We start from the raw sequence: 22,944 nt of genomic DNA on the forward strand, positions 1-22,944 counted from the left end.
AAGCAATCCGGCCGGGATTGCCAGCCCTTCGTCAGGAAAGAGAGGCGACGCCACCATTGCGAGCCGACCAGGAGAGCGGCGCATCCAGGAAAGCCTCGACCTCGGCAAGTGTGTTTTCGTCGAAGAGCTTCTGCGCGCGCGCGACGGCAAGGACTTCACGCCAGGTTGCGATGTAATGCAGCATGACGTTGCCGTTGACGAAACGCTCTTTCGCTTCGGGAAAGATCCCATAGAAGAAGAGCGCGATTCCGTGATCGACGACGCCACCAGCGGCCCGCACGGCATCGATGAACTTGAACATGCTGCCGCCGGCCGTCGTCAGGTCCTCGATCACCAGCACCCGCGCACCTTCAGGCATGTGACCCTCGATCTGGGCGTTGCGGCCGTGACCCTTTGGCTGCTTACGGACATAAATCATCGGCAGGCCGAGACGGTCGGCCAAAAGTGCAGCGAAGGGAATGCCCGCGGTCTCACCGCCGGCAATGCAGTCGAACTGCTCGAAGCCGGCATTACGCATGACGGTCGCCGCCGCGAAATCCATGACCGTCGAGCGGATGCGTGGATAGGAGAGCAGTTTGCGGCAGTCGATATAGACCGGGCTCATCATGCCCGAGGAGAGCTTGTAGGGCTTGTCGGCGGAGAAGTGCACCGCCTTGATCTCCCACAACATCTTCGCAACGAGTTCCGCCATCACGGCGGGATCGGAAAACGACGTCGGCATCATGGCGGGTCCTCACTCTGGCTGATGATTGCGTTGCAAGCGCAATAGCAGCAAGCCGTCGCGCTTTCCAGCCGCAGTTATCAGGGAGAGAGGTCGGCCACCGACATGAACCGGCGGCCGTGAGAGAAACCGAGGCCGGGCGTTCAGGCGACAGGCGGCGCGCCGAACCGGTTTGCCGTCGGCTGGCTCATCTGCACGTTGAAATAGATGAGCACAACCCAGCCAACGATCGGGATCAGTGCCAGCAGCATGAACCAGCCGGACTTGTCGATGTCGTGGAGCCGACGCGCCCCGACGGCGAGGCTCGGAAGAAGCAAAGCGAGTGCTGCCAGCGTATCGAGAAGGCCGATGCCAATAATCGCCTGATCGAGCAGTGATGCCACAAAATTGACGATCATGGTGAAGAGCGCAAACCACCAGAATTCCGAGCGCGATGCACGGCCGGTAAAGTCCTTGTACTTCGACAGGACAATGGAAACGGATTCCTGAAATGTCATTCTATTCCCCCGTAAATACTTTTCCGAAGGAATCGGCTAGGCGATTTTTCGAGCGTCGGCAACGAGGGACTGGCGCTCCACAGACAAACACCCAAGAATGGTCGGGCCGAGAGACGTCACTCGACGTCCCAGTAGATCGGGAACATCGGATCGAAAACGGTAACCGAACCGGCACCCGTTTCAATCTTCTTCGGAAACTCCACGGGCGTCTGACGCTTGATGAGGGTGATCCGCGTCTCGTTCGGCGGCAGCCCATACCAGGCCGGCCCATTCAGAGACACGAAGGCTTCGAGCTTGTCGAGCGCGCCTTCTTGCTCGAAAACGTGTGCAAGGCAGTTCACGGTGTTCGGCGCGCAATAGATGCCGGCACAGCCGCAGGCACATTCCTTCGCAGGATCAACGTGGGGCGCGGAATCTGTGCCGAGAAAGAAGCGCGGATCACCCGACGTCGCCGCCGCCCGCAACGCCAGACGATGGCTCTCGCGCTTGGCGACGGGCAGGCAATAGTAGTGCGGGCGGATGCCGCCAACGAGGATCGCGTTGCGATTAATGATCAGGTGATGGGTCGTGATCGAACCGGCGAGATTGGCGGTCGATGAGCGGATGTAGCCGACACCGTCCGCAGTTGTCACATGCTCCATCGTCACCTTCAGCTCCGGCAGGCGCCGCCGCAGAGGATCGAGCACCGTCTCGATGAAGACGGCCTCGCGATCGAAGATGTCCACATCCGGTGTGGTGACTTCGCCGTGGACGCAGAGCGGCAGGCCGATCTTTGCCATCCGCTCGAGGACCGGCATCACCTTTTCGAGATTGCGCACGCCGCTCGCAGAATTGGTGGTCGCACCGGCGGGATAGAGTTTCACCGCCGTTATCAGCCCGCTGCGCTTGCCCTCCTCGACGTCGTCTGGGTTGGTCTCTTCCGTCAGGTAGAGGGTCATCAGCGGCTCGAAGCTGTGCCCCTCCGGAAGCGCATCCAGAATACGGCTGCGGTAGTCACGCGCATCGACCGTGGTGACGACCGGCGGCACGAGGTTCGGCATGACGATTGCGCGGGCAAAATGCCGGCTCGTGTCGGCGATCACGCCTCTGAGCATGGCGCCATCACGCAGGTGCAGGTGCCAGTCGTCGGGGCGGCGGATGGTGAGCGATTGCATGGCATGCCTCCGGGAGATGTGGATGGGCCGTCGATAGCACGACCAGCCTGCCGGTCAATCCTGCATTTCGCTCGTCAGAAGCCAGAGGCCGAAGCGACAGCCGACAGTGCCTGTTCCTCGCGATCCTGTTGCATGATCTCGTAGATCTTCGGAAGCGCGCGCTCGAAGGCCGCCACGCATTGCGGATCAAATTGCGAGCCGGCCCGACCGCGGATGTGTTCGACGGTGCGGTCGACGGACCAGGCGGACTTGTAGGGACGCTCGGTCGTGAGCGCATCGAAATTGTCGGCGATGCAGACGATCCGGCCGGCGACAGGAATCGCCTCGCCAGAGAGCCGGTTCGGATAACCCTGCCCGTCCCAGCGCTCGTGATGGCTGACGGCGATTTCCGAGGCGAGTTGCAACAGCGACGAATGGGATTCCGCGAGGATATTTCCGCCGATCTGGGCATGCGCCTGCATCTGCCGATATTCCGACTCCGTGAGACGGCCCTGCTTCAGGAGCAGAGTATCCGGCATCGCAGCCTTTCCGATGTCGTGCATGGGGGCGGCGAGACGGATATCGCTGCAGACTTGCTCCGGGAGGCCGAGCTCGACGGCGATTGCCTCGGAATAGGCGGCCACACGGGAGGTATGGCGGGAGGTATGCGGGTCCTTGTATTCGGCTGCCAGCGTCAGTCGATGAATGATCTCCTGCTCCCGCTGGCGCAGTTCCGCAACGGCGCGGTCGACTTCGCGACGGAGCCATTCTGCCTGATCCGCCAATTGCTTGCGCGCGCGCGAAAGGCTCACGATGTTCTGTACGCGCGCCTGGAACTCGATCGGGTTCACTGGCTTCGTCAGGAAATCGATCGCCCCGGCATTCAGGGCCGCCATGCGCGTCGTCATGTCCGTATCGGCCGTGATGAAGATCACCGGGACGTCGGCATATTTCTCGAAGCGGACGATCTCCGTGTAGAGCTCCACACCGTTGTAGACCGGCATCTGGTAGTCGATGATCGCGACGTCGAAATCGAGGTCCGGCAGAGCGGACAGGACCGCGTCGGGGCCTGCGAACGGCACGGCCTCGCACTGGTCGAGTTTCGCGACGAGCTTCGTCAGGAGCTTGAGATTTGTATTGTTGTCGTCCACCAGCAGAATACGCATCGTCACCTCCTTGGCCATCAGGCCACAAGCTTGAACTTCAGGATTTCCAGTTCGTCGGTCAGCCGGTCCACATCGATGAGGTTCGGCTCTGTCTTGCGCAAGGCGCTCGCCTTCCCGGCAATGTCGTTGAGGCCCACGTTCATCGCGGCGCCCTTGATCGTGTGCAGCACGCGGTCGACGTCTTGCGGGCTTTCGTCCCGAATGGCCTGACGCAGATCCAGTACGAGGCTTGCGGCATCGTCGAAGAAGGACACGATCAGTTCCTGGAAGACGTCTTCGCCAAGAGCCTCGACCAGTTCCGATTGCCGTTCACCATCCAAACCGTCGATCGGCAGCGGCGCCAGCACCGGGATGTCGACTTCCTCCAGATCGGGGAGGCCCGTGTCATACGGCTCGGCCTCCACATTCTCGTCGGCCGTTGCCTCCGAAAGTCTCGTGATCACGTTCCGCAACCTCTTCATGGTGATCGGCTTGGCTTCGAACCCCACCATCCCGGCTTCGACACACTGCCGGCGGTCGTCATCCGAGGCGTTTGCCGTCATGGCGACGATCGGGGTCCGTCCGTTCAGGCTGCCCGCAGCAATCCGGCGGGTTGCCTCGATGCCGTCCATCACGGGCATCTGCATGTCCATGAAGACGAGATCGAATGTTTCGTTTTGGCAAAGACGCACCGCCTCGGCGCCGTCGTTCGCAATGGTGACGTCCTGGCCGAGCCGCTCCAGGAAACGCCGCGCGACCTGCTGGTTGACGCGGTTATCCTCGACCAGAAGGATGCGCTTGCGCGGCAGACCGGCCGCCGCGTCCTGACGTGCCGCGTGGTTCGCGACCTCGTCCCGATCCACCGCGACGACTGCAATCTCGAACCAGAAAATGCTTCCGACGCCGACCGTGCTGCTCATGCCGAGTTCACCACCGAGCTTCTCGACGATCTGCTTGCAGATGGTGAGACCGAGACCCGTACCGCCATATCTGCGGCTGATGCTGGCATCGACCTGCGAGAACGGCTGGAAGAGCTTTACAAGGCCGGCCTCATCGATGCCGATGCCGGTGTCCTCGACCTCGAAACGCAACATCAGCTTGCCGGCGCGATACAACTCCCGGACCCGAAGCGTTACCGTACCCTTGCTGGTGAACTTCACGGCATTGCTCAGGAGGTTCAGCAAGACCTGGCGCAACCGCGTGGGATCCGTCCGGACATAATGGGCATCGAGCGCATCGGGGATGTCGAGAATAACGGCATTGCCGTGCTCGGCCGCCCGGCCGCGAATGATGTTCGTGGTCGTTTCCGCCAGGGCCGAAATATCGACGGCGCGCTCTTCGAGCTCGAGCTTGCCATGCTCGATCTTTGCGTAATCGAGGATCTCGTTGATGACTTCGAGCAACGCCTCACCGGACGAGCGGATCGTCTTGACGCTCGAAAGTGCATCCTCCGGAAGCTCGGAATATTCGAGCAGTTCCGCCATGCCGAGGATAGCGTTGAGCGGCGTGCGGATTTCGTGCCCCATGGTGGCCATGAATTGTGACTTCGCCCGGTTGCCGGCGTCGGCGGCCTCGTAGGCTTCCGTCAGTTGCCTGGTCACCACCTTGAGCTCCCTGCCCGTCTGTCGAACTGCACCCAGTTGTCGGCGCAACGTGACCACGAGGAAGATGACGGAGGCGAGCAACAGGATGAGCATCGCAGCAGCGCTGCGCCCCAGATCAAGCACGGCGGCGCGGCTTGTCTCGCGCGCAGCACTCTGTCCGGCGTGCACCCGGTCCAGCAGCTGTTCGACTTGACCTGAGAGCGCGGATAGCGTCGTGTCGAGATGTGCGAACGGCTCGCCGCCTCCAGAACCATTCCTGAGATTCGAAAGGATCCGTTCCGCCTCGGTCAAACCGTAGACGATTGACTGGTAAAGAGCCTCCATCGCGGCATCGCGAGTGAGGGATGGCTCGCCAAGCGTCCGGGCGGCCTGCCTCAGCGCATCGAGGCGAACACCCAGCTCGTCCGCGCCGACGGCCGGCGACACGCCATTCCTCAGCGCCTTGACGTCATAGGCCAGCGCGTGGACATCGCGCTCGAGCTGGACAACGGACCAGAGAGCATCCTCGCGCGCGTCATCATAGAGCAGCTGGAAGTGACGGGAGATGTCGACGAACAGCCCGACCAGAACAAGCAGGAGGATGGCCGAGAGGACCTGGAGAATGGTCGCCGTGTCGGCGACCTTCCGCAAAGTCCGATTGCCGACGCTCGCCAGGTTTCCCATGAGCCAACCTCAGCCGGCTGCGGCAGGAATGGAAGAGCGAAGCCCCAGATGGGAAATCAGGAGATTGCGGAAAGCGACCGCTTCCACCGGCTTTGTCAGGAATGCCGTCACGCCCGCCTCGTGAGCCGCCTCCTGCAGTTTCGGTTCCTGATCGGCCGTCACCATGACGATCGGCACGCCGTCGTAGCGCTCCATCATCCTGATCTTGCGGACGACCTCCAGGCCGGTCATGCCGGGCAGGATCTGATCGACGATCAACATGGAGAAGAAAGTGTTATGGCAGAGTGCAAGCGCCCGTCCGGCATCGCTTTCGAGGACGATTTCGTCGTCGGTGACCTTCTTGGCCAGATGCTTCAGGATCATCGCGTTGGTCGCGTTGTCTTCGACGATCAAGATGGGCATGGTTTCTCTGACACCCTTTTCTTCTATGTTGCGGGCGGTTCCATTCGCCGCATCGCCTAAGGCGACACAGCTGAGCGGACGGCCTGCGCGGATACCCGGTTGGTATCAGCCGCGAGCTGAAATTGCCTGAAGCAAATTCGTCGAATTTTACGATTTGCGCCACTGATGGTGGCAAGAGCAATCAGCCCCGGCGCCCGACCGGTTTGGTGCAGCCTTCAGGCCACCGGGAGCAATCTCGGTTGCCGGAAAACAGATCACACGTTGGCGATCACGAGATCGGCGGGGCGGCTCCGCCGGAGCACACGACGGCCGTTCGGAAGATCGTTTTCACCGACCTTTGCCGCAATCTCGGTAGGCGTGAGGCCATAGCCGCTCCAGCGGTCGGCGAGGCGTTTGGCGAGCACGTCTTCGGGGACGTCGAGAAAGATGGAAAGGTCGAAAAGGCCGGCAAGCCCCCGCCATGGCGCCTCGTCCAGCAGCAGATAATTGCCCTCCGCGACCACGATGCGGTGGGCGGGTGATATCACGCGTGCGGCGGCGATGGCGATCTCGCGGCTACGGTCGAAGACCGGGACGAGCACCTCACCGCCCGCACGGATGGCGCGGACGATATCGATGAAGCCGCGCACATCGAAGGTCTCCGGCGCGCCCTTGCGTTGCAGCAGTCCCTTCTCCTCGAGGACCGCATTGTCCATGTGAAAACCGTCCATCGGCAACACGACGGCCGTTTCACCGCCTTCCGCGAGCGTTTCGGCGAGCGTCTCCGCGATCGTCGACTTGCCCGCCCCCGGTGGCCCTGCGATCGCTACGACGAAGCGGGCATGTCCTGCCGCCCGCTTCTTGACCTCGTCTGCGACGTCCGCCAGGCTCGGCGTCATGCAGCCATTTCCGCGTCGGGCGCCGGGCGCGCACCGGTCATGAAAGCAACCGCGTCCGCCATCGAATAGTCGCCGGGCTTGATGACGCAGAGACGCCGCCCGAGCCGATGGATGTGGATGCGGTCGGCCACCTCGAACACGTGCGGCATGTTGTGCGAGATCAGCACGATCGGCATGCCGCGCGACTTGACGTCGAGGATCAGTTCGAGAACCTTGCGGGATTCCTTGACACCGAGCGCCGCCGTCGGCTCGTCGAGAATGATGACCTTCGAGCCGAAGGCCGCGGCACGCGCCACAGCTACCCCCTGGCGCTGGCCGCCGGACAGCGTCTCCACCGCCTGGTTGATGTTCTGGATCGTCATCAGTCCGAGTTCGGTGAGCTTGTCGCGGGCGATCTTTTCCATTCGCTTGTGGTCGAGCATACGGAAAACGGATCCGAGCGGTCCCGGCCGGCGGATTTCGCGACCGAGGAACATGTTGTCGGCGATCGATAGGGCCGGCGAAAGTGCGAGGTTCTGATAGACCGTCTCGATTCCGGCATCGCGCGCCTCCATCGGCGAGGAGAAATGCACCGGCTTGCCTTCAAGCCGAATTTCACCCTCGTCCGGACGAACGGCGCCCGAGATCGCCTTGATCAGCGAGGACTTGCCGGCGCCGTTGTCGCCGATGACCGCGAGAATCTCGCCCGGATAGAGATCGAAGTCAGCATTGTCGAGGGCGGTGACACGGCCGTAGCGCTTGACGAGGCCGCGGGCGGTGAGAATTGCTTCCTGTGTCATCAGCTTGCTACCTTTCTGATCCACTGGTCGACGGCGACGGCCGAGATGATGAGAACGCCGGTCAGGAAGACCTTCCATTGCGGATCGGCACCGAGCATGTTGAGCCCCATGGAGACGACACCCACGATCATGGCCCCTATGAGCGTGCCGAGGATCGAGCCGCGTCCGCCGAAGAGCGAAATGCCGCCGATCACCGCCGCCGTCACGGCCTGAAGGTTGTAGTCAGTCACCGCCGCGGACGGCGAAATCGAACCGTTTCGGCCGATCGATACCCAGGCGGCGATCGCTGCAATCACACCGGCCAGAGAATAGGCGCCGAGAAGGACCCTGTCCGTCCGAATACCGGAGAGCTTGGCTGCCTCCGGGTCATCGCCGACTGCGTAAAGATGCCGGCCCCAGGCAGTATGATTGAGGGCATACCACAATACGAGGACCAGGATGACCATAGTCACCACGCCGATCGTGAAGACGGCGGAGCCGATCTTGAAGCTGTTTCCGAAGAAGTGCAGGAAGGGCGCGTTTGCCGCGACATCGGTTTCGCGAATGGTCTCGTTGGCAGAGTAGATGAAGTTCGTCGACATGACGATGTACCAGGTGCCGAGCGTGACGATGAACGGCGGCAGCTTCACCTTGGCAACGAGGAAGCCATTCAGAAGGCCGCACAACCCGCCCGCGACGACGCCAGCGAGGATCGCGATCGGCGCCGGCAGTCCGTAGGTGACGGCGCAGTTGCCCATGATGACCGCCGAGATGACCATGACGACCCCAATCGACAGATCGATACCCGCCGTCAGGATGACAAGCGTCTGGCCGGCGCCGAGAATGCCGACGATGGCGATCTGCTGGAGAATGAGCGTCAGCGTATAGCTCGAAAAGAACTTTCCGCCGATCGTGACACCGAAGATGATGATGGCAGAAACGAGCACGATGAACGGCACGGCGGCCGGCGTCGAGTGCAGGAAGTGCTGTACCTTCCGAAGGAAGGACCTGTCCTCGAACGCGGCGATCGATTGGTCGCTCTTGTCGAGAACCTTTTCGAATTCCTGGATACTTGCCATATGAACCCTCCCGTAGGACCCGGCGCTTATTGCTTTCCGGTTTAAAAAAGGGCGGCCGAGACCGCCCTTCAATTTATTGTTGACCTGAAAGGTCAGGGCATCAACCCCAGCACTTGTTCAGGCCTTCCTTGGTGTCGATGGACGGGACACCTTCGGCCGGCTTGTCGGTGACGAGCGCGACACCGGTGTCGAAGAAGTCCTTGCCTTCGGTCGGCTGCGGCTTCGTGCCGTCCTTGGCGAACTTGGCGATGGCTTCGATGCCGAGCGATGCCATCAGCAGCGGATACTGCTGGGAGGTCGCACCGATCTGGCCTTCGGCAACGGCCTTGACGCCCGGGCAACCGCCGTCGACCGAGACGATCAGCACGTCGTTTTCCTTACCGACAGCCTTGAGCGCCTGGTAGGCGCCGACGGCGGCCGGCTCGTTGATCGTGTGGATGACGTTGATGTCCGGATCCTTCTGGAGAAGATTCTCCATGGCGGTGCGGCCGCCCTCTTCGTTGCCGTTCGTCACGTCGTGGCCGACGACGCGCGCATCGTCTTCGTCACCGATCTTGTTCGGATCCTTGGGATCAATGCCGAAGCCGATCATGAAGCCTTGGTCGCGCAGGACGTCGACGGTCGGCTGGGACGGAGTCAGGTCGAGGAAGCCAATCTTGGCGTCCTTGGCCTTGTCGCCGAGGGTCGCCGCAGCCCACTGGCCGATCAGCTTGCCGGCAAGCAGGTTGTCGGTCGCGAAAGTGGCGTCGGCAGCGTCGAGCGGCTCGAGCGGCGTGTCGAGAGCGATCACGAGAAGACCGGCGTCACGGGCCTTCTTGACTGCCGGAACGATGCCCTTGGTGTCGGATGCGGTGACCAGGATGCCCTTGGCGCCGTCTGCAATGCAGGATTCGATTGCTGCAACCTGGCTTTCGGAATCGCCGTCGACCTTGCCGGCGTAAGCCTTCAGCGTGACGCCGAGTTCCTGAGCCTTGGCGGTCGCACCTTCCTTCATCTTGACGAAGAAGGGGTTGGTATCGGTCTTGGTGATGAGGCATGCCGAGACGTCTTCGGCACGTGCAGGCGCCGCAAAGACGACGCCAAGGGCCAGAGCCGACACGGCGGTTGCGATCAGAGATTTCTTCATTTCTTCCTCCCGAGATTATTCAGCGGCCGTCTCCGGCCATGCGACAGAACGAATGGATCCGGACGCGATTTTCGCGCCCGTTGGTGGCTCGAAGGGTCGGTGCAACGTTCCTCCGGGGGGGGCATTAAGAACACCGAGGCGCGGCCCTGTCAATAAATAAATCCAATTGAATTATTAATTGAATGTGGCATGCTGGAGCAAATGATGCAAGAAGCGGGAGAGCACTCAGTCGGAAAGGAGGGGCGGCCATGTCATCTACCGAACAAACGGCACCTAGGTCCGACCTTCCTCAGATGGTGAGTGCGGGCGGCGGTGCCAACCAGGTGCGCGTACGTGCCTATAACGAGCGGCTCGTGCTTTCGCTCGTGCGCCGCCAGGGTGGCATCTCGAAGGCGGATATAGCCAGGCAGACGGGGCTTTCGGCGCAAACCGTTTCCGTCATCATGCGGGCGCTCGAAAAGGACGAGCTACTCGTGCGCGGCAAGCCGATCCGCGGCAAGGTGGGCCAGCCGTCGGTGCCGATGTTCCTGAACCCTGATGCCGTCTTCTCCTTCGGGGTGAAGATCGGCCGCCGCAGCGCCGACCTGATCCTGATGGATTTTGTCGGAAAGATCAGGCTGCAGCTCCATCGTACCTTCCGCTATCCGGAACCGAAGGAGATTGTCACGTTCATCGTCGGTGGCATCGCCGAACTCGAGGCGCGGATGTCTTCCGAACAGAAGACGAATGTCGCCGGTATCGGGATCGCCGCACCGTTTGAGCTCTGGAACTGGGCCGAGGAAGTCGGCGCGCCCCGAGGCGCCATGGATGCATGGCGTGACTTTGACTTGCAGGCGAAGGTCGCTGGCCACGTGTCCTATCCGGTCTTCCTGCAGAACGACGCGACGAGCGCCTGTGGCGCCGAGCTCGTGTTTGGCCTCGGTTCCCGCTATCCGGATTTCGTCTATTTCTACATCGGCTCCTTCATCGGCGGTGGAATTGTTCTGAATTCAACCGTTTTCGTCGGGAAAACGGGAACGGCAGGCGCAATAGGCCCCCTCCCCGTCCGCAACAAGCACGGCGAAACCAAGCAGTTGCTGGAGATCGCATCCATCTTCGTACTGGAGAACCTTCTGCAAGAACGAGGCATCGATCCGCAGCCGCTGTGGTACGCCGCGACTGACTGGATCGACTTCGGCGAGCCGCTGGAAATCTGGATCCGCGACAGCGCCGACGCCATTGCCCAAGCCACGGTTGCGGCATCCTCGATCATCGACTTTTCCGCAGCGGTGATCGACGGCGGCTTTCCCGACTGGGTGCGCCGCCGTCTGGTGGCGGCCGTCAACGAATCTTTCAGGCGGCTGGATCTCCAGGGTATTCAGGTGCCCGAGATCGTCGAGGGCGTCGTCGGAAGTCAGGCTCGCGCGATCGGCGGAGCAAGCCTGCCGATCTTCGCCCGCTATCTCACAGACCAAACAGTACTATTCAAGGAAATCGAACATGCTGAAGGGACTTGATCCGCTTCTCGGACCCGATCTGCTCGCGACCCTCCGGGGCATGGGCCATGGCGACGAGATCGCCATCGTCGACGGCAACTATCCCGGCGTCGAACACGCCCGCCGCCTGATCCGCCTCGACGGGCACGGACTGGTGCCGGTGCTCAACGCGGTCCTCAGCGTGTTGCCGATCGATGATTTCGTTCCGGAGGCGATCTTCCGGTCGACGGTCGGCCCCGATCGCGACCGGCTCGATCCTGTGCACAACGAGATCCTCGATTGCTGCAGTCGGCACGAACCGCAGCGGAGCGTGACACCGCTCGTCGGAAGCGCCTTCTACGATCGCGTCCGCGCCGCCCACGCGATCATTCAGACGGGAGAGCCACGCCTCTATGCCAATGTGATCCTGCGCAAGGGCGTAATCTATCCCTGAACGAGAAGGCGGCGGTCCGAGCGACCGCCGCTTGCCGTTTACGCGCGCGGCCTGCCGATCTCACCGGCAGAAGGTCCCCACACATCCGTGAGAGCAAAGCCTTCGGCAAGAGGATCGAACGGATCGAGTGCCACCTGCGTCAGGCCGAAGGTGAAACCGCGCCCGGTGATCGTCGGGATAATGGCCGGCCTTCCCGCGACTTCGGTAACCGCCGACAGTCCGACCTCGAATTCCGAACCGATGATCGATCGGGACTTGAAAACGTCGCCGACCTTCGCCTTGCCGCGAGCGTGAAGCGTCGCGAGATTTGCCGAATTGCCGGTGCCGCAGGGGGAGCGGTCGACCCGACCGGGCCACATCGTCGTGCAGGTGCGGATCGCCCCGTCCGGATCGATGTCACGGAACATGACATACGCGACGCCCGAGATCGCCGGGATCTCCGGATGCACCACCGGAATGGTGCGATTGATCAGCTCTTTCAGGATCATGCCGGCCTCGACCAGTGTGCGGGCATTCGCCTTGTCGATCGTCGTGCCGATCTGCCGGACATCCACCAGTGCGTAGAAGATACCGCCGTAGCAGAGGTCAAGCGTGATGCGCCCCCACTGCTCCGTATCGATCCCCACATCGAGTTCATGCACGAAGGATGGCACCATGGTGAGCTTTACCTTCTCGCAGCGCCCGTCGCGGCAGGTTGCCGTCGCTCGGACCAGGCCCGCCGCGGTATCGAGCGTGACGACCGTCTCCGGCTCCTTCATCTCGACGATGCCCGATTCCAGCAGCGCGGTCGTCGTGCAGATCGAGTTGGAGCCGGAGCTCGCATGCGCCTGATCCGGCTGAAGGATCACGAACCCGGCGTCGGCCTCCGGATGCTTTGCCGGGAGCAACAGATTGACCGAGCCAATCGGCGCACCGCGCGGCTCGAGCACGAGGAAGCGGCGGAGCTCCTCGCCCTTGGGATCGGTGTTCAGCCAGTGCAATTGCTCGGCGATCGTCTCGCCGGGAATTTTCGGCACGCCTCCGATCGCCAGCCTACCGATCTCTCCCTCGCAATGGACATCCAGCAACTGGATCGTGCGTTTCCATCTCATCGTCTCTGCTCCAATCAAGCCTGGCAGGTTTCGCCGTCAAAAACGGGTGATGCTGAAAGGCGCCATGTCGACCGGCGGCTGCGCTCCGGTCACCATATCGGCGACAAGCCTCGCCGTGGTCGCCGAATAGGTCAAGCCGAGATGGCCGTGCCCCGTCGCGTACCAGACGCCGGGTACCTGCGACGACGCCGAGATGATCGGCAGGGTATCGGGGAAGGCAGGGCGATGCCCCATCCACTCACTCTCCTCTTCGGTTTTCAAGCCCGGCAGCGCGCGCTGCGCGTGGTGCACGAGGACGCGGGCGCGCCGGTAGTCGGGCGCGGCATCGAGCCCGGCAAGCTCGACGTTACCGCCGACACGAATGCCGCCTGCGGTCGGCGTCACCATGAACGCCCGCTCCGGCCAGATGATCGAATGGCGCATGGCGATCCCCGGCGCCATGATCTGCGTGTGATAGCCGCGTTCCGTTTCGAGGGGGATCGGTTCACCAAGCAGGGCCGCAAGAGAGCGAGTCCGGACACCGGCGGCAAGAATGACATCGGAGGCGGCAAGCCGGGTTCCGCCGGCGAGAACGACGTCCGCCCCGCCGCTATGCCCCTCCACCCGTTCGACCTCACCGGAGACAAAGACGCCACCGGCTTGCCTGAAGGCTTCGACGAGCTTCAACACAAGCCGATACGGGTCGCGGACCGAACGATTCGCCGGCAACAGCACGGCCTTGGCGATGTGCGGCGACAAAGCGGGTTCGAGATCGCGGATCGTCTTTCCGGTCAGTACCTGATGGGCAAAGCCGTAATTTTCCATGAGCGCAATATGATCGCGATCGGCGGCAAACTCCGCCTCGGTCTCGTAGATCGCGAGGCAGCCCTCGTCGGTCAACATATCCCGTGCGCCGATGGCTTCCAGCATCGGCTTCAAATCGTCGAGTACGCGGGCGCAGAGGCTGGCACCGGCCGCCTCGATCGCGGCGACCCGCGAAGGACGTCCGGCAAGAATGAAGCGGAGGAACCACGACGTCATCTTCGGTGCGTAGGAGGGGCGCAGCCAGACCGGACCTTCCGGGTCGAGCAACCAACGCGGGATCTTCCTCCAGGTCGCGGGGCGCGACACCGCCATGAACTCGGACACCGCGATGCTGGCCATATTGCCAAAGGACGCGCCGAGACCCGGCTGGTCGCGATCAATCAGCGTCACCCGGCGACCACGCCTCTGAAGTTCGAATGCAATCGCCGCGCCGACAATACCGGCTCCGACAACAACGGTGGTCTTGCTCATGCCGTTCAGTCCCCTCGCCCGGAAATGCGCCGCGCGCATTTCGCACCAATCCGGACAATGTGATATATCAGTTTGGGAAAAATGCCACCGGTTTTCTCGCAGTGCGACTCGTCATCACACAAACGCACGGTTTCGCGAAGCAAACACCCGGAGTGCTGCGCAAGACCAACCGTCATGATTGGCAGGAATCAGGCAAAACTCTTCGTTCTCACGGGAAGCGGAAACGACTTACTTTGCGGCCGTGGCACCCAACGAATTGCCGACCGAGCCGATTGTGCCCTCGGCACTCTGCCCGAAGAGGATGAGTTGGCGCCCGTAGCTTCGGCGCGTGCGTGGATCGAAGATCGAGATCGGAGCACTGATGACGGCACCGGCCGCCTGCCCGACCGTACTGGTTGCGCCGACGGTCACCGCAGCAAGGCCTTCGCCGAGCCCCACCTGCGAGTCGGTGATGGTCTGCCCGGCGACCAGCCTCTGGCCGATCAGCCTCACCACTTCCGGGCTTTCGGCAAACTTGCCGTGGTTCAGCTGATCCTCGGCCTTGAGTTCGGTCAGATCGATCACCGTGATTCCGGCGCTCTCCAGCTCCGATCGATACGGCTCCTTGCTCGGATCGATGCGTCCAAGCCGTTCGACATTGCCGGAGAGATGTTTGGAGAGTGTCAGCGCCCGGTCATCTCGCGAGACGAAGAGCGTGAAATGCGGCGCATCCTTCTGCAAAGCACGGAATTGTTGCGCGAAAACGTCGACGTCGAGATCCGGCGCAGCGAGAATGACATTGTTGATCTTTGGGTGGACGCGCCCGTTGCGGATCGCCATCTGGCGAAGGGACTCGACGGCGAGCCAGGTGCCCATGGAATGCGCCATCACCGTCACGTCCGCCACGTCGGGATGACTGGCGATACGGGTGAGCATGTCCTCGAGCGCGTCACGGGAATAGTTTGTGCTTTCCCGATCGTAGGCATAATCGAAGATGTTGCCACGCGACGGCCAGGTAAAGACGACCGGAACGACCTCGGCGCCGGAATCATGGACGATCTGCGCGAAACGATAGACCGAATCCTCGTAGAGATTATTGAAGCCGTGGACGAAGACGAGTACGCGACGGCTCGCGACCTTGTGCTTGCCGAACCAGGCTTTGGCTTCCTCGTCGGATTCGAGAGGGTCGACGGCAGCGGTCGCGAACTCCCGCGAGGGGTCCGGCGGCAGGCGTTTCGGCCACTGTACCTGTCCGACCTTGCGGTTCTTCTCTGGCGGAATGGAGATCGTGACCGCGTCCATCATCAGGCCGCTTCCCCGTTCGCCGGTGAACAGGATCGCCTTGTCGTCAGACGGCGCGCGGGTGGTCGCGGCGATGAGGTCCACCCGGCTTGCGCCGTCGGCCCTCGCATCCACGGGCTCCATGACGCCGACCGCTCGTCCGGCACAGCCGGCCGTGACGAGACAAACAGCGAGCCAACCAATGAATCCGGAACGAATCCGCGCGCTCCAATGAGCCGCTGGAGGGGAAATTCCGCCTTCCTCCAATTGCGTTCCGATCAATACGTGGTCCCTCTACGAGCAATCAAGGCTCGTAGGCGTACCTCGGAACATAGAGCGAGGCCAGCGCTTTCTTGCCAAAAGCGCCGGCCATCAAGGCATGTCAGGCGCCTTGCGCCATTTGGGCATTTGCCCAGTCGACGATCTGCCGAGCGGACATCGCACCCGAGACTCTGGCGATCTCTCGACCGCCGCTATAGAGCAACATGGTGGGAATCCCGCGGATGCCGAGCCGCCCAGCAACCTGCGGATGATCTTCGGAATTGAGTTTCATCAGGCGCATGGAGGGTTCCAGAACTCTCGCCGCCTCCGCGAAATGAGGCGCCATCATCTTGCATGGGCCGCACCAGGGGGCCCAGACGTCCACGAGAACCGGCACTTCGCTGCGGGCGATCTGCTTTTCGAACATTGCAGGATCCGCCTCGACCGGATGCCCTTCGAAAAGCGCTTCCTTGCAGGCGCCGCAGCGCGCCTCGGCGGCCGGACGCTCCGCCTTCATCCGATTGACGGCGCCACAATGCGGACAAACGATTTGCCGATCTCTTTCCATGCTATATGTCTCCTTCGAGGCGCCCGATACCCTCGGAAGCGCCTCCGATAGTTGACATTATATTCACAATGACGTAGATACGCAAGAATGAAGCTTAATCCCGAATCCATGCAAAACGCAGCAGACGACGCCAGCGAGTTATTGAAGGCGCTCGCCAACCGGCATCGGCTTCTTATTCTTTGTCAGCTGATAGACGGCGAGCGCTCGGTCGGCCAGCTCGCCGAATTTCTCGGCATCCGCGATTCGACGGTGTCGCAGCATCTGGCGCTCCTTCGCCGCGACCGTATCATCAGCGGCCGCCGTGACGGGCAGACGATCTGGTACCGGATCGAGAGCGAGCCAGCGCGCAACGTCATCGGCGCGCTTTACAACACCTACTGCTCGGTCTGAATTTCCTCACCCGCCGACGATACCCTCAGGCGGAGCGCATGGTGCCGCGGTCACGCAACGCGACGTGCCAGGAGAATGCCTCTTCGAGGATATGCGGCGTATGACCGCCGCGCTTGCTTGCCCGAACGTAATAATCCCGCAGCGCGTCGCGATAGTCCGGATGCACGCAGTTGGCGATGATGACCTGCGCGCGTTCCCGCGGGGCGAGGCCGCGCAAATCCGCAAGACCTACCTCGGTCACCAGCACGTCGACATCGTGCTCCGTGTGGTCAACATGGCTCACCATCGGTACCACGCTTGAAATGGCACCGTTCTTGGCGATCGACTTGGTGACGAAAATCGACATGTAGCCGTTTCGCGCGAAATCGCCCGAACCACCGATGCCGTTCATCATGTGGGTGCCGCCGATATGGGTGGAATTGACGTTGCCGTAGATGTCGAATTCAAGCGCCGTATTGATGCAGATGAGGCCGAGACGGCGGATGACCTCCGGATGGTTGCTGATCTCCTGCGGCCGCAGGATCAGGCGATGCTTGTACTCGACGAGCCGCGGTAGGACCTTGCGATACATCTCGGCAGAAAGCGTGATCGACGATCCCGAGGCAAAGCCGAGCTTACCGGCATCGAACAGTTCGAAGGTCGAATCCTGCAGAACCTCCGAATACATCTTCAGGTCATGGAAGGGAGAATCGATGAAGCCGTGCAGTACTGCGTTGGCGATCGTCCCGATCCCCGCCTGCAACGGCTGCAACTCGTAGCCCATCCGCCCCCGCTTCACCTCGTTCAACAGGAAGTCCGTCAGATTGCCGGCGATCGCGCGGGTGTCGTCGTCCGGAGGCAGAATGGTCGCCGAGCTGTCGTGCTTTTCCGAAACTACGATCGCAACGATCTTCTCCGGCGGTACCGGAATAAACGGCAGACCGACCCGGCTTTCCGGGGTCACGACGGGGATCGGCATGCGGGCGGGCCGGCGGGTCGGGATATAGATGTCGTGCAGCCCCTCAAGCGTTACCGGCTGCGAGAGGTTGATCTCGACGATCACCTTGTCGGCCAAGATCGCGAAGCTCGCGGAATTCCCAACCGACGTCGTCGGCACGATGCCGCCCTGCTCGGTGATCGCCACGGCCTCGATCACGGCGATGTCGACGGGATGAATCTGATTTGTGCGCAACTGCTCCACGGTTTCGGAGAGATGCTGATCGATGAACATGACCTCTCCGGCATTGATGGCCTTGCGCAGGCCCGGATCCGACTGGAAGGGTATGCGCCGGGCGAGCACATGGGCTTCCGCGAGTGTCTTGTCGAGGTCGTTTCCGAGCGAGGCGCCGGTCATCAGCGTGATCTTCAGCGGATCCTTTCGCGCCCGTTCGGCGAGAGCAAGTGGCACCGCCTTCGCTTCGCCGGCACGGGTAAACCCGCTCATGCCAACGGTCATTCCGTCCTTGATGAGAGCCGCCGCTTCATCGGCGCTGACGACCCGGTCGAGCAGGGGTCTGTGTCGGATCCGTTCACGCAGCATGGTCTCTCCTCGTGCATATGCGGGACAGGCACTCTCGTCCCGTAAGGCTCCGGATGGATTAAAGGCGCCGACATCGCCGTTGCAATCATTCTTCAGTCGCATGTGACGCTGATCTGATATGCGCAACGCGCATATCAAAGCGAATCAGCCGTCCAGACTGCCGCCGAATTCTCTTGTATTTTCCACGAGAAGGGAATCGAAATACCGTTGGTTCCCAAACGAAGGCTCTGGCCGGAGCAGGCGATGGACAGCAGCGCACAGGACAGGCCCTACTGGACAAGAGAGAGCGACGAGCTCATCAATGCGTTTGGCTCCGGAGCAGGCGGCCTGACGGCAGCGCAGGCGAAGGAAAGACTTGCGCAGCTCGGAGCGAACTCGATCGAGGACACCGCGAGGACCGGCGCGGTCCGGCTGCTGTTGCGCCAGTTCGAAAGCCCGCTCGTTCTGATCCTGGTCTTCGCCGCGGCCGTTTCGATGCTGCTGCAGCAGTGGGTCGATGCAGCCATCGTCGTTGCCATTGTGCTCGGAAGTTCCCTCCTCGGCTTCTATCAGGAAAATCGCGCCTCTCAGGCTGTCGAGGCGCTGAAACGCCGGCTTGCGCTCACCTGCCGCGTCGTGCGCGAAGGCGTCGAACAAGTAGTGCCGGTCGCCTCGGTCGTTCCGGGCGACATCGTCCTGCTTTCCGCCGGCAACCTGATTCCGGCAGACGGTCTGGTGCTCGACGCAGCCGACTTCCTGGTCAGCGAGGCAGCAATGACGGGCGAATCCTTTCCGGTCGAGAAACGACCCGGAATGGTCGCAGCCGACGCGCCGATTTCCGCGCGAACGAACGCCGTCTTTCTCGGCGCCTCGGTGCGCAGCGGCACAGCAAGGGTGCTTGCGGTCAAAACCGGCAGGCAAAGTGAATTCGGCGCCATCGCCGCAAGACTCCGCGGGAGACCCGAAGAAACGGATTTCGCCCGCGGCGTGCGCCGGTTTGGTTACCTGCTGATCCGCGTCATGGTGCTGATCGTGCTCTTCGTGCTGACCGTCAATCTGCTGCTAGACAGGCCCGTGGCGGAATCGCTGCTCTTTGCCGTCGCACTTGCCGTCGGCCTCTCCCCGGAACTCCTGCCCGCGATCATCACCGTCACGCTTTCTGCCGGCGCCAAGGCCATGAGCGAACGTGGGGTCATCGTCCGCCGGCTCGAGGCGATCGAGAACCTCGGCAGCATGGACGTTTTCTGCACGGACAAGACCGGTACGCTCACGGAGGGAACGGTGGTACTGCATGACGCCGTCGATGCCGATGGTCGCCATTCCGACGAAGTTCTGCAATTTGCTTTCCTCAACGCTTCTTTCGAGACGGGAATCGAAAACCCGATTGACGCCGCAGTCATCGCGAAAGGCGAGGCGACGAACCTGACGATCTCCGGATATTCGAAGATCGACGAGATTCCCTACGACTTCACCCGCCGCCTGCTAACTATCGTCGTCGAGGTCTCCGGCGATCCGTCACAGCGCCTGATCATCACCAAGGGAGCCTTCGACAACGTGCTGATGGCGTGTACGTCAGTGTCCCGAGGCGGAGCGACTGTCGAGCTGGATGAGAACCTACGAGAGGAACTGGCCCGATTTCCCATGGCGCGTGGAGCAAAGGGGTACCGCGTGCTGGCGATCGCCACCCGCGAGGCGGGCGTGAAGTCGGATTATACCCGCGACGACGAAGCCGGAATGACGTTGCGCGGCTTCCTGGTCTTCGAGGACCCGCCCAAGGCCGAGGCGAAGAAGACGATCTCGGATCTCGCGGCTCTCGGCATCGGCATAAAGGTCATCAGCGGCGACAACCGCTTCGTCACTGCTCACATCGCGCAGGTGGTCGGTCTGAACCCGGCCGGAATTCTCACAGGCGACGAGATCGCGAAGCTGAACGACGAGGCACTGTACAATCTGGCGGCTCGCACCGACCTCTTCGTCGAAGTTGACCCCCAGCAGAAGGAGAGGATCATCCGCGCCCTGCAACGGACGGGTCACTCCGTCGGATATCTCGGCGACGGGATCAACGACGCCCCCGCACTGCATGTCGCCGATGTCGGCATTTCGGTGGAGCAGGCGGTGGACGTTGCCCGTGAGAGCGCCGACATCATCCTTCTCAACCGCGATCTCGACGTGCTGCGCTCCGGCATCGAGGAAGGCCGGCGGACCTTTGCCAATACGTTGAAATACATCTCGATTACGACGAGTGCAAATTTCGGCAACATGGTCAGCATGGCGCTCGCCACACCACTGCTGCCTTACTTGCCGCTCTCGGCCAAGCAGATCCTGCTCAACAACTTCCTTTCCGACATGCCGTCGATCGCGATTTCGAGCGACAATGCCGATCCGGAACAGATCGCCACGCCGCAGCGATGGAGTATCCGTGACATCCAGCGCTTCATGGTGGTGTTCGGGCTGATCAGTTCCTGTTTCGATATTGTGACCTTCGCCACCCTGCTTTTCGTCTTCCACGCAAGCGAGACGACCTTCCAGACATCGTGGTTCATGATCTCGCTACTCACCGAGCTGGGCGTCGTGCTTGTGCTGCGCACCCGCAAGCCTGCCTGGAGAAGCCGGCCGAGCTCTCTGCTTTTCTGGTCGACGATTGTCGTCTCCAGTGCGACGCTCACCATCCCCTATCTCGGAACGCTGGCCGAGGTGTTCGACTTCGTACCGTTGTCGGCAATGCAGATGGGAACGGCGATCCTGATCATCGCCGCTTATCTGGCGGCCACGGAAATCGCGAAGCAGCGCCTCTTCCGCCCGCGGACGAAGCAATGACGACGCCGGCCCGCGTGAACACGCAACAGTAAGCGCGCGGCCTGCAACAGCTTCAAATTTTTCAGGGAAAAGAATGGCGCACCCGAAGAGATTCGAACTCCTGACCCCCAGATTCGTAGTCTGGTGCTCTATCCAGCTGAGCTACGGGTGCGTGCCGTGCCGGCGTGTCACCGGCTGCGTGGCGATCCTCTAAAGCGTGGCGCGGAGGATTGCAAGCGAATTTCCAAAAAATCCGTCATTTTCGTGCGACGGCCCGCCCATCCAATTGTTTTTCCAGCACATATGAGCTCACGCGCGGGCACGCCAGTCGTCAAGCGCGACCGGGCGATCGGGAATTTCGATCCTGAAAAGGGTGCCGGGTCCCGGCTTTTCGACAAGCGCGATGGTGCCACCGTGCGCCAGCACAAGTTCCCGGGCAATCGCCAGGCCGAGCCCTGTGCCGCCGGATCGCGCCGCGCCACGAAAGGCGGCAAAAAGATTCTCCCTCGCCTTGCGCGGCATGCCTGGGCCGGTATCGTCGATGGTGATCGAAACCACGCTGCCCACCCGCTGCGCCGTAAGCGTCAGCCGGCGAACGACGTCGGAATCGCCTGCTCCATAACCGGCCAGCGCCTGCATCGCGTTGCGGCAGAGATTATGGATCACCCGGAACAACTGCTCGCTATCGGCGTCCACTTCCAGGTCGGCAGCCACCATGTCGATGAATTCGATGCCGCTTTCGGGGTCGATGGCAAGGATGTCGCGCACCTCCTGGCACAGAGCAGCAAGCTGGATCCGGCGCCGACGCGGCTCGGCCTCTGCCGCCTGACCATAGGCCAAGACTTCTCTCGTATAGCCGACTGCCCGATCGATCGTCCGAAGGAGTTTCGGGGCGAAACTCTTGACCATGGGGTCGTCCACGTCAGCGAGCCGGTCCGACATGAGCTGCGCGGACGCCAGAATATTGCGCATGTCGTGGTTGATCTTGGAAACAGCCAGGCCGAGATCGACGAGGTTCTTTTGCTGTTTCAGGGTCCTGTGCAGTTGTTCCTGCATCATCGACAGATGCCGGGAGGCGACGGCGAGTTCGTCACTGCCCTTCTCCGGCACCAGGATACGGGCAGGGTCTTCGGGATCTTCGGTGAACTCCCGCATGCTGCAGGTAAGGCGCCGGACCGGGCGGATCATCATCCGGTTGATGGCGAGATAGATGAGGACGCCGGTAATCACCGAGATGATAAGGGAAACCGTTGCGAGATACCGCGCAAAGGAGAGCATCGCCTTACGCAGGCTGTCCTCGGAAAGGACGAGCTCGATTTCGGTGTCGCTTTCACCGACAGGTCCATAGACCCGCAGGATACGGTCACCGCCGAAGAACAACGTGTAGAACGCATCGCTCACCGAGCGGAGCGGATGGACGTTGGCCAGATCGAACTGGGCGTCGACCTTCGGCGGCATGTTGTCGACCACGAGGAGGCGCGAGGTCCCGTCCTTGCGCAGCACGATCGCCTTGGTGCCCGTCGCCATCAGCGCCTCGTCCTGCAGCGCCCGCGGCAATTCGATCGGCTGAAGCCCGTCGATCACTACGCTCGCGGCAGCCGCGGTTCGCAGCCGATCCTCCAGCCACCGCAGGCGCATCGTGGCGATAGAGGGCGTGAAGATCAGCACTTCCGCAATCAATACGAAGACAATCGTCAGCCAGAGGAGCTTGCCGGACAGTCCCTGAAAGAAACCAGGAACGATCGCAGGCCTCGGCGCGCCCTCGTCAGGTCCCGTCCGCATCTCGTCTGGCATCGGCTTCTCCTTGCCGCTGATCTGACCGCGGGTAGAAAGCCCCGGAGTGCATACATAGGATAGACCGGCGAGGAGTAAAAGATAAGCGGCGTCGAAA

Annotated in this window: 20 protein-coding genes and 1 tRNA gene; 4 read left to right on the plus strand and 17 right to left on the minus strand. The window is 61.9% G+C overall.

The annotated features are described in order from the left end of the window. Positions 1–31: 31 nt before the first annotated feature. From ACM6UT_RS05625 to ACM6UT_RS05670, 10 genes are all read right to left on the minus strand, one after another. Positions 32–724, minus strand: a complete 693-nt coding sequence (locus ACM6UT_RS05625) for an orotate phosphoribosyltransferase (RefSeq protein WP_416796378.1) — start codon at positions 722–724, stop codon at positions 32–34. A 140-nt stretch (positions 725–864) separates the two neighbouring features. After that, positions 865–1,218: a DUF805 domain-containing protein gene (locus ACM6UT_RS05630; protein WP_416796379.1), complete on the minus strand. Its 354-nt coding sequence runs from the start codon at positions 1,216–1,218 to the stop codon at positions 865–867. Positions 1,219–1,334: 116 nt separating this feature from the next. Beyond that, positions 1,335–2,372, minus strand: a complete 1,038-nt coding sequence (pyrC, locus tag ACM6UT_RS05635; protein ID WP_416796380.1) for a dihydroorotase — start codon at positions 2,370–2,372, stop codon at positions 1,335–1,337. Positions 2,373–2,446: 74 nt separating this feature from the next. Further along, positions 2,447–3,517, minus strand: coding sequence for a response regulator (locus ACM6UT_RS05640; protein WP_416796381.1), 1,071 nt, complete (start codon positions 3,515–3,517; stop codon positions 2,447–2,449). A 17-nt stretch (positions 3,518–3,534) separates the two neighbouring features. Then, positions 3,535–5,763, minus strand: a complete 2,229-nt coding sequence (locus ACM6UT_RS05645; protein ID WP_416796382.1) for an ATP-binding protein — start codon at positions 5,761–5,763, stop codon at positions 3,535–3,537. A 9-nt stretch (positions 5,764–5,772) separates the two neighbouring features. Then, positions 5,773–6,165 carry a response regulator gene (locus tag ACM6UT_RS05650; RefSeq protein ID WP_416796383.1) on the minus strand — a complete coding sequence of 131 codons (393 nt, stop codon included), beginning with the start codon at positions 6,163–6,165 and terminating at the stop codon, positions 5,773–5,775. A 254-nt stretch (positions 6,166–6,419) separates the two neighbouring features. Then, positions 6,420–7,043, minus strand: coding sequence for a nucleoside triphosphate hydrolase (locus tag ACM6UT_RS05655; protein WP_416796384.1), 624 nt, complete (start codon positions 7,041–7,043; stop codon positions 6,420–6,422). Further along, the gene (locus tag ACM6UT_RS05660) at positions 7,040–7,822 is read right to left on the minus strand and encodes an ATP-binding cassette domain-containing protein (RefSeq protein ID WP_416796385.1); all 783 of its coding nucleotides are present in this window, start codon (positions 7,820–7,822) and stop codon (positions 7,040–7,042) included. Before ACM6UT_RS05660 ends, ACM6UT_RS05655 begins: the two co-directional genes overlap by 4 nt. Beyond that, positions 7,822–8,880 (minus strand): ABC transporter permease, encoded by a 1,059-nt coding sequence (locus ACM6UT_RS05665; protein WP_416796386.1) that lies wholly within the window; start codon positions 8,878–8,880, stop codon positions 7,822–7,824. The genes ACM6UT_RS05660 and ACM6UT_RS05665 overlap by 1 nt, the downstream gene beginning before the upstream one ends. 100 nt (positions 8,881–8,980) lie before the next feature. Further along, positions 8,981–10,006: a sugar ABC transporter substrate-binding protein gene (locus ACM6UT_RS05670; protein ID WP_416796387.1), complete on the minus strand. Its 1,026-nt coding sequence runs from the start codon at positions 10,004–10,006 to the stop codon at positions 8,981–8,983. 248 nt (positions 10,007–10,254) lie between these two features. On the opposite strand from ACM6UT_RS05670, the gene ACM6UT_RS05675 reads away from it, so the two are divergent. Both ACM6UT_RS05675 and ACM6UT_RS05680 read left to right on the plus strand, forming a co-directional pair. Continuing rightward, a complete protein-coding gene (locus ACM6UT_RS05675; protein ID WP_416796388.1) occupies positions 10,255–11,502 on the plus strand; it encodes an ROK family transcriptional regulator in 1,248 nt (415 codons plus the stop codon). Further along, positions 11,486–11,914 carry an RbsD/FucU family protein gene (locus tag ACM6UT_RS05680; RefSeq protein WP_416796389.1) on the plus strand — a complete coding sequence of 143 codons (429 nt, stop codon included), beginning with the start codon at positions 11,486–11,488 and terminating at the stop codon, positions 11,912–11,914. The genes ACM6UT_RS05675 and ACM6UT_RS05680 overlap by 17 nt, the downstream gene beginning before the upstream one ends. A 38-nt stretch (positions 11,915–11,952) precedes the next feature. On the opposite strand, the gene ACM6UT_RS05685 is transcribed toward ACM6UT_RS05680, so the two are convergent. From ACM6UT_RS05685 to trxC, 4 genes are all read right to left on the minus strand, one after another. After that, positions 11,953–13,005 carry a 4-hydroxyproline epimerase gene (locus ACM6UT_RS05685; RefSeq protein WP_416796390.1) on the minus strand — a complete coding sequence of 351 codons (1,053 nt, stop codon included), beginning with the start codon at positions 13,003–13,005 and terminating at the stop codon, positions 11,953–11,955. Positions 13,006–13,041: 36 nt separating this feature from the next. Beyond that, on the minus strand, positions 13,042–14,280 hold the full coding sequence (locus ACM6UT_RS05690; protein WP_416796391.1) for an NAD(P)/FAD-dependent oxidoreductase: 1,239 nt from the start codon (positions 14,278–14,280) through the stop codon (positions 13,042–13,044). A 228-nt stretch (positions 14,281–14,508) separates the two neighbouring features. Continuing rightward, on the minus strand, positions 14,509–15,759 hold the full coding sequence (locus tag ACM6UT_RS05695) for an alpha/beta hydrolase (RefSeq protein WP_416796681.1): 1,251 nt from the start codon (positions 15,757–15,759) through the stop codon (positions 14,509–14,511). 163 nt (positions 15,760–15,922) lie between these two features. Beyond that, entirely contained in the window at positions 15,923–16,369 is a 447-nt protein-coding gene (gene trxC / locus ACM6UT_RS05700) for a thioredoxin TrxC (protein ID WP_416796392.1), read from the minus strand. A gap of 87 nt (positions 16,370–16,456) precedes the next feature. Between trxC and ACM6UT_RS05705 the strand changes: the two genes are divergently transcribed. Further along, positions 16,457–16,759, plus strand: a complete 303-nt coding sequence (locus ACM6UT_RS05705) for an ArsR/SmtB family transcription factor (RefSeq protein ID WP_112685595.1) — start codon at positions 16,457–16,459, stop codon at positions 16,757–16,759. A gap of 25 nt (positions 16,760–16,784) precedes the next feature. Here the strand turns inward: ACM6UT_RS05705 and ACM6UT_RS05710 are convergent, their stop codons facing one another. Beyond that, positions 16,785–18,278, minus strand: coding sequence for an acetyl-CoA hydrolase/transferase family protein (locus ACM6UT_RS05710; protein ID WP_416796393.1), 1,494 nt, complete (start codon positions 18,276–18,278; stop codon positions 16,785–16,787). 243 nt (positions 18,279–18,521) lie between these two features. Between ACM6UT_RS05710 and mgtA the strand changes: the two genes are divergently transcribed. Further along, positions 18,522–21,074 (plus strand): magnesium-translocating P-type ATPase, encoded by a 2,553-nt coding sequence (gene mgtA / locus ACM6UT_RS05715; RefSeq protein ID WP_416796394.1) that lies wholly within the window; start codon positions 18,522–18,524, stop codon positions 21,072–21,074. 74 nt (positions 21,075–21,148) lie between these two features. Here mgtA and ACM6UT_RS05720 read toward each other — a convergent pair. Further along, positions 21,149–21,225: transfer RNA gene (locus tag ACM6UT_RS05720), tRNA-Arg, on the minus strand. A 137-nt stretch (positions 21,226–21,362) separates the two neighbouring features. After that, positions 21,363–22,847: an ATP-binding protein gene (locus ACM6UT_RS05725; protein ID WP_416796395.1), complete on the minus strand. Its 1,485-nt coding sequence runs from the start codon at positions 22,845–22,847 to the stop codon at positions 21,363–21,365. Positions 22,848–22,944 lie beyond the last annotated feature (97 nt).

This window comes from Ciceribacter azotifigens, assembly GCF_048159625.1.
GTDB classification, from domain to species: Bacteria; Pseudomonadota; Alphaproteobacteria; order Rhizobiales; family Rhizobiaceae; genus Allorhizobium; species Allorhizobium azotifigens.